Origin of the sequence: Streptomyces sp. NPDC007095 (assembly GCF_040634475.1) — a bacterium.
Lineage (GTDB): Bacteria > Actinomycetota > Actinomycetes > Streptomycetales > Streptomycetaceae > Streptomyces.
The window spans coordinates 21,310-28,310 of sequence record NZ_JBEYFS010000165.1 but is presented as its reverse complement, the minus strand read 5'-3'; the positions used below and the strand labels follow the sequence as shown (position 1 = coordinate 28,310).

Genomic DNA, 7,001 nt, shown 5'->3' with positions numbered 1-7,001 from the left:
GAGCGCGGCCGCCCAGGACCCCTGCCACAGGGAGAGGATCCGCGGACCCTCTTCCGTGGTCGGGGTGGGCATACCAAGGCGGGGGAAGTCCTTGTGACACCGCGGAGCGCCCCGCCGGTGCGCAGTACGGAGTGCAGGGCGGCGAGGGCGGCGCCTTCACCGATTCCGTCCCGGCCCTGATCACCGGCGGCGTCCTGATCGTGGGCGCGCTGGGCGCGGCCGTCCACCGGCTGCGCCAAAAGGGCTCCTCCAACCGCTGACGCTGCGACGGGCGCGACCCGGCCGGGCGCCCATGGCGGGGCGGGAGCCTGGGTAACGACAGGGCACGGCACCACGGACTGCACGGAGGCACGTATGCGGCGGACGGTTCCGGAAGGGCACGGTCCGGTCCGCTACGGCCCGCCTCTTCCCGATCAGGGCCTGCCGGTACTGGCCGAGTTGCGCGCCGTGCTCGCCGACGCGGCGGGCCACGCCCACGCCGAGCCCTCCGGCGGCGGTCCGGCGCTGCTCGATGCCGCCTGCGGCTACTGGACCCGGCGGGGCCTGGCCGCCGACCGCGTCCGGGTGGTCGCCGCCCCCGGCGCCCCCGCCCTGCTCCTCGCGCTGACCGGCGCACTCGGCGGTGACGTCCTGGTGCCGCGCCCGTGCGCCGCCTGGTGGGCACCGCAGGTCCGCCTGCTGGGCCGGTCCGTGTTCCACGCGGCGACGCCCGCGGAGTGCGGCGGCCTGCCGGATCCGTACGCACTTCTGGAGACCGTCCGCCGGGTCCGCGCCGAGGGCGGCGACCCGCGCCTGCTCGTACTCTCCGTCGCCGACGACCCCACCGCCACCGTCGCACCGCCCGAGGTGGTGCACGAGACCGTGGAGGCCGCGGTGGGCGAGGGACTGCACGTGGTCAGCGACGAGACCTGGCGCGACACCCTGCACCGGCCGCACGACACCGTGCTGCTCAGCCCCGCCGAGATGCTCCCCGGCGAGGTCACCGTGCTCACGGACCTCGCGGGCGCCTTTTTGCCGCAGGGCTGGCCGGCCGCCGTCGCCCGCTTCCCGGACACCGACGAGGGCCTTCGGCTGCGCTCCCGCGTCCTCGACGTGCTCACCGTGCTCGGTGCCCGGGTCGCCGAACCGGTCGCCGCGGCGGCCGCGTACGCGCTCGGCGAGCCCGACGCGGTCACCGAGCGGCTGACCGCCGCCGTACGCCTGCACGCGCGCGTGGCTCTCGCCGCGCACCGCGCGGTGGTCGGGTCGGGGGCCCTCGCGCGGCCGCCGCAGGCCGGCAGACATCTGTACGTGGATCTCGGCCCGTTGAGCTCCGCACTGACCGCTCTCGGCGTCGGGGACGCACAGGAACTGGAGGACTTCCTCACCGCCCGGCTCGGCATGCCCGCGCCGGGCGGCCACCGCTTCGGGGACGACCTCGAGGCGCTGCGCGTGCGGTTGGAGACCGGGGCGCTGCTCGGCACCACCGACGAGGAGCGGGCGGAATGCCTCAGTTCACCCTCACCGTTGGAACTGCCACAGGTGCAACGCGCGTTGACCCTCCTGGGGTCGGCGTTCGACGATCTCCGTGACGACGCTCAGCGATGGGAGCCTCCTCGATGACGCAGCAGTCCCAGTCGGCCACGAGCACGAGTACGTCCACGAGCACACCCATTTCCACGAGCACGCGCATTTCCACGAGTACGTCCGAGTCCACGAACACGCAGGACGCCGAGGAGCCGGCGTCCTCCATGGTCCCGTCGGCGGGGCGTTCCTCACCTGTCCTTCCTCTCCGTCCGCTCGTCGAGCCCCCTCCTCTCGCCGAACCCCGTCCGCTCGGTGAGCGCCGTGTGTGGCCGCGGTCGTTCGTCGACCGGCTGACCGCGCCGCTGCCCGGGCTGCGGGCCTTCGCGCGGTTCGCACGTGAGGGGGCGCTGCGGCCGGGGCCGGAGGGGCTCGCCGACATCCCGCTGCTGCCCTTCGAACCGGGGCCGCTGCCGCGGGTGGGCGCCCGTACCGTCGCCGTCTCCTGGGCGGGGCACGCGAGTTGGGTGATCCGCATAGGCGGGCTCACCGTCCTCACCGACCCGGTCTGGTCCCGCAAGATCCTCGGCACCCCGGCCAGGATCACCCCGGTCGGCGTGGCCTGGAGCGCGCTGCCGCGCGTCGACGCGGTCGTCATCAGTCACAACCACTACGACCATCTGGACGCACCGACGCTGCGCCGACTCCCGCGCGGCACGCCGGTGTTCGTGCCGGCCGGACTCGGGCGCTGGTTCCGGCGCCGCCGGTTCACCCGGGTCACCGAGCTGGACTGGTGGGAGGCGGTCGAACTCCACGGTGTGCGCTTCGACTTCGTCCCCGCGCACCACTGGTCCAAGCGCAGTCTCACCGACACCTGCCGCACGCTGTGGGGCGGCTGGGTGCTGACGGCGCCCGAAGGACAGCGGGTGTACTTCGCGGGGGACACGGGGTACGGGCACTGGTTCGCGGCCATCGGGCGGCGATACCCGGGAATAGACCTGGCCCTGCTTCCCATCGGGGCGTACGACCCCCGGTGGTGGTTGAGTGACGTCCACTGTGACCCGGAAGAGGCCGTCCGGGCCGCCGTCGATCTCGGCGCTCGCCGTATGGCCCCGATGCACTGGGGGACGTTCGTGCTGTCCGCGGAGCCTGTGCTGGAGCCGTTGACCCGGGTGAAGGTGGCTTGGGAGCGAGTGGGGTTGGAGCGGAGGGACCTGTGGGATCTGGCGGTGGGGGGTTCCCGGGTTCTGGCGTGAAGGCGGATCCGGGGGTGATCGCGGCTACCGAGGGGCGGTTCTGCGAACCCTCCGCCACACTCCCGGCGCCGCACTGACCGTCAGCGTCAGGACCACCGCCGCCACGACACCTTCCCACGGCTCGTCGAAGAGGGAGCCGCCGAGGATGCCGATGACCTGGTAGGTGGCAGCCCAGGCGAGGCAGGCGGGGATGTCGCCGCGGGCGAAGGTGCGCAGGGGCATCTTCGCCAGCAGGCAGGCGAGCATCACCGGTATGCGGCCCGCCGGGACGAGGCGGGACAGGACGAGGACGGCGACGCCGTGGTCGTCCAGCTTCTCCTGGGCCTGGGTGAGGCGGTCCTCCGGGGCGCGCACACGGATCGCCTCCAGCCAGCGCGAGCCGTTCTTGGAGCCCATGCCGCGCCGGCCGAGCCAGTAGAGCGCCACGTCACCGAGGAACGCCGCGAGCGAGCCCACCACGAAGACCAGCAGCAAGGCGAACGGCGCCGTCTCGTGAAAGGCCACCACGGCCGCCGAACTGACCAGCGCGCCCGTCGGCACCACCGGGACCAGCGCGCCGATCAGCACCAGCACGAACAGCGACGGATAGCCGATCGCCTGCTGTGTACTCTCCGGTGACACGGACGCGCCCGCGGCGGACAGGAACACGGCCGGGGCGGTGCTCTTGGCGGACAGGAATATCGCCGGGGCCGCGCCCAAGGCGGTCAGAGGCGTCACCGCGCGACCTCCGGGCGCACGCTCTCGCCGTGTTCGAGCCGGTGCACCGCCACCTGGGGCGCACGCTCACCAGCCAGGCGCACGAACTCATCACCCGGCGCATGGAATTCATGGGGGCGCACGCTGTCCATGCCGATGGGCCAGTACGTGCCGTAGTGCACCGGCACCGCGCTCCTCGGCATCAGCCGGGCCAGCGCCTCGGCGGCCCGCCCGGCGTCCAGGTGTCCCTCCCCGAGGAACGGGCCCCACCCGCCGACCGGCAGCAGCGCCACGTCGACCGGGCCGACCTCCTCGGCCATCGACTCGAACAGCCCGGTGTCCCCGGCGAAATACGTCCGTGCCTCGCCCTCCACCACAAAGCCCAGCGCGGGGGAGCGATGCGGTCCGACCGGCAGCCGCCGCCCGTCGTGCCGCGCCGACACCGTACGTACGACCAGGTCACCGACTTCGGTGAGGTCCCCGGGCGCCACCTCGACGAACCGCAGATGGTCCAGCCTGCGCAGCGCGGGCACCACGCGCGGCGCGCCCTTCGGCACCAGTACCAGCGTGCCCGGCGCGAGCCGCTGCAACGAGGGCAGATGGAGATGGTCGGCGTGCAGATGCGAGACCAGCGCCACGTCCGCGACCGCCGCCTCGGGAGGGGGCGGCGCCCCGCGCCTGCGCCGCAGGTGCGCGAGCCGGCGCGCGAAGAGCGGATCGGTGAGGACGCGTGTGCCGGAGTCCTCCAGCGTGCAAGTGGCGTGCCCCCACCAGGTGATCTCCACCGGCACTTCTTTGCCTCCTCCGTGCGACTCCCCCCGAGCCTACGTGCAGGAGTAGGGTCGGCGGCGAAACCCGGAGGTGAGGGGGGACGCCATGGGACACGCGAGCAGCGCCTCCGCCGTGCCGACCACAGTCCGCGTCACGGCCATCGCGAGCCTGACGCCCCTGGAGGAGCTCGAAGCGGACCCCTTCCTCGTGGACTCCCGCAGCCAGTACGCGATGTGCGCCCGCTGGGCCGCCGAGCGCGGTTACGTCGTCACCCGCGAGCTCCTCGTCCGCGGTCTGCGCCCCGACCACCGCACCCTGTGGGCGGACGTCGAGGCGGGCCTCGTCGACCTGTTCGTGGCGCCGAGCCGTCGTGTCCTGGAGCGCGCCCTCGCCTCCGTGGACGAGTTCACCGCCGAGTGCGCCCGCCGCGGCGTACGGATCGAGACGGTCGGGTGCGCGGAACCGTCGTACGACGCCCAGATGAAGGCCCGGGTCCACCGCCGTCTGTCGATGCCGACCGCGGGCTACGACGGCCGCTGAGGGGGACACCGGGGGACGCTCGGCCGTTGTGACAGGGTGGGAGCGGGCCTCGCACACCGGGCGGGCCGGGACGTGAGGCGGACAGGGCGTGGGCGGAAGGCGTTGGCGGCGACTTCTCAGCGGAGTGTGGCGGAGCATCGCGGTGTGGGCCGTGTCCACGGTCACCATGCTCGTCCTCGCCGGTGTGCTGCCCGACTTCCAGCTGGAGTCGAGCAACGGCGACAGCGCCACGCGGATCGCCGTCACCGCGGGGGTCGGCGCGGCCGTCTTCGGTCTGCTCTCCTCGCTCGTGTGGCCCCTGCTCGTACGGGCGCTGCTCCTGGTTCCCGCCCTCGTGCTCGGTCTGCTCGTCTTCTTCCTGAACGGGTCCTTGCTGCTGATAGCCCTGCGCATCAACCCCTCCGGACAGGGCGAGGCCGCGCCCGAGACGGCCGTGGTCGTCGCCGCCGTGATGTCCGCGGTCGCCTCGGCCACCGGGGGTGCCCTCGCCGTCCGGGACGACGACGCCTACCGGCGCAGGCTCTCCCGGCTCGCCGACCGACGCCGCGGGCGCGGTGACGGGCAGGCCTGGCCCGCGACCCCCGGTGCCGTCTTCCTCCAGCTCGACGGCGTCGGCCACGACGTGCTGGTGGAGGCGGTCGGCAAGGGGCTGATGCCCACCGCCGCGCAGTGGCTCGAGGGCCCTGGGGAAGGCGGCTGCCCCACCCACCGGCTCACCCCGTGGCGCACCGACTGGTCCAGCCAGACGGGCGCCAGCCAGCTCGGCATCCTGCACGGCAGCAACCACGACGTGCCGGCCTTCCGCTGGTACGAGAAGGACACGCACGAGGTCATGGTGTGCAACCGGCCCTCCAGCGCCGCCGAACTCCAGCGCCGGGCCATCGAGCACACCGGCGACGGGGGCCTGCTCACCGTCGACGGCGCCAGCCGCGGCAACCTCTTCAGCGGCGGCGCCGACCAGCTGGCTCTGGTGCTGTCCATGGCCGCGCGAAGAGGCAGGGAGAACCGTTCCCGCTCGGGCTACTTCGCGTACTTCAGCGACCCCGCCAACGCCGTCCGTACGGCCATGTCCTTCGTCGCCGAGGTGCTGCGCGAGATGGGCCAGTCCACGTGGGCCCGGATGAAGAAGCGGCGGCCCCGGGTCAAGCGCGGCGGGCTGTACCCCTTCGTGCGCGCCTTCGCGACCGTCGTCGAGCGGGACGTCGTCGTCGCCGCGGTGATCGGCGACATGCTCGCCGGGCGCAACGCGGTCTACGCGGACCTGGTCGCGTACGACGAGGTGGCCCACCACTCCGGGCCGCGCAGCCGGGACGCCGAGAAGGTCCTGGAGCGCCTCGACCGGTCCCTCGCCCTGATCGCCAAGGTCGCCGAACACGCTCCGCGGCCCTACCGGATCGTGGTGCTGTCGGACCACGGCCAGAGCCCCGGCGAGACCTTCCTGACCCGCTACGGCCTCAGCCTCGGCAACCTGGTCCGGGCCGGGTGCGGGCTGCCCGTGCCGCGCAAGGTACAGCGCACGCACAGCGGCACCGAGGCACGGGCGGCGGTGCGGGCCGCGCTGCGCAGACCCGTCGAGGAGCGCGGCGAGCACCACCGTCCCCCGCGCCGCTCCGAGCCCATCGTGCTGGCCTCCGGCAACCTCGGCCTGGTCTCCTTCCCCGACGTGCCGCACCGGATGAGCCGGGAGGAGATCGACCGCCGCCACCCCGCGCTGCTGTCCACCCTCGCCAACCACCCCGGCGTCGGTTTCGTGCTGGTCCGCAGCGAGGAGTACGGCGGACTCGTGCTGGGCGCGAACGGCGCGGAGGTGCCGGTCGACAAGCTCGACGACGCGCGCCCGGGCCCGCTCGCCGACTTCGGCCCCGGCGCCGCCGACGCCGTACGACGTACGCACTCCTTCCCGCACGTCGCCGACATCATGGTCAACTCCTCGTACGAGCCGACGGAGGGCGAAGTCCTCGCCTTCGAGGAGCAGATCGGCTCGCACGGCGGACTCGGCGGGGCCCAGGCACGCCCCTTTCTGCTGTCACCGACGGCCCTGTCCGTGCCGGTCGAGGACGACGCGGATCTCGTGGGCGCCGAGCAGGTGCACCGCGTACTGCGGCGCTGGCTGCGCGAGTGCGACGGCCCCCAGGTGCCGCTGGCGACGTCCGCGGACGAGCGCGCCGCCTGAGCCACGGTCAGGTGCCGGGCCGGGGCGGCGGAAAATGGGCTGCGGTCGGCGAGCCCCGCGCC

At 73.7% G+C, this 7,001-nt stretch carries 6 protein-coding genes and 1 pseudogene; 4 read left to right on the top strand and 3 right to left on the bottom strand.

What is annotated here, in order from left to right:
* Positions 1-93: pseudogene (locus ABZ656_RS40345) on the bottom strand (cytochrome c oxidase subunit II); the annotation flags it as partial.
* Between the two features lie 261 nt (positions 94-354).
* Here ABZ656_RS40345 and ABZ656_RS40340 point away from each other — a divergent pair.
* Together ABZ656_RS40340 and ABZ656_RS40335 are read left to right on the top strand one after the other, a co-directional pair.
* A complete protein-coding gene (locus ABZ656_RS40340; protein WP_101401857.1) occupies positions 355-1,602 on the top strand; it encodes an aminotransferase class I/II-fold pyridoxal phosphate-dependent enzyme in 1,248 nt (415 codons plus the stop codon).
* Positions 1,599-2,759, top strand: a complete 1,161-nt coding sequence (locus ABZ656_RS40335) for an MBL fold metallo-hydrolase (RefSeq protein WP_360275128.1) — start codon at positions 1,599-1,601, stop codon at positions 2,757-2,759. Before ABZ656_RS40340 ends, ABZ656_RS40335 begins: the two co-directional genes overlap by 4 nt.
* Positions 2,760-2,783: 24 nt before the next feature.
* Here the strand turns inward: ABZ656_RS40335 and ABZ656_RS40330 are convergent, their stop codons facing one another.
* Together ABZ656_RS40330 and ABZ656_RS40325 are read right to left on the bottom strand one after the other, a co-directional pair.
* Complete coding sequence (locus tag ABZ656_RS40330; protein WP_101403894.1) at positions 2,784-3,407, bottom strand: VTT domain-containing protein; 624 nt, start codon at positions 3,405-3,407, stop codon at positions 2,784-2,786.
* Between the two features lie 65 nt (positions 3,408-3,472).
* Positions 3,473-4,246 (bottom strand): MBL fold metallo-hydrolase, encoded by a 774-nt coding sequence (locus ABZ656_RS40325; RefSeq protein ID WP_095851660.1) that lies wholly within the window; start codon positions 4,244-4,246, stop codon positions 3,473-3,475.
* Positions 4,247-4,331: 85 nt separating this feature from the next.
* Here ABZ656_RS40325 and ABZ656_RS40320 point away from each other — a divergent pair, with 85 nt between their 5' ends.
* Together ABZ656_RS40320 and ABZ656_RS40315 are read left to right on the top strand one after the other, a co-directional pair.
* Positions 4,332-4,766, top strand: coding sequence for a hypothetical protein (locus tag ABZ656_RS40320; RefSeq protein ID WP_101401858.1), 435 nt, complete (start codon positions 4,332-4,334; stop codon positions 4,764-4,766).
* A gap of 88 nt (positions 4,767-4,854) precedes the next feature.
* Complete coding sequence (locus ABZ656_RS40315) at positions 4,855-6,939, top strand: phage holin family protein (RefSeq protein WP_360275124.1); 2,085 nt, start codon at positions 4,855-4,857, stop codon at positions 6,937-6,939.
* Positions 6,940-7,001 lie beyond the last annotated feature (62 nt).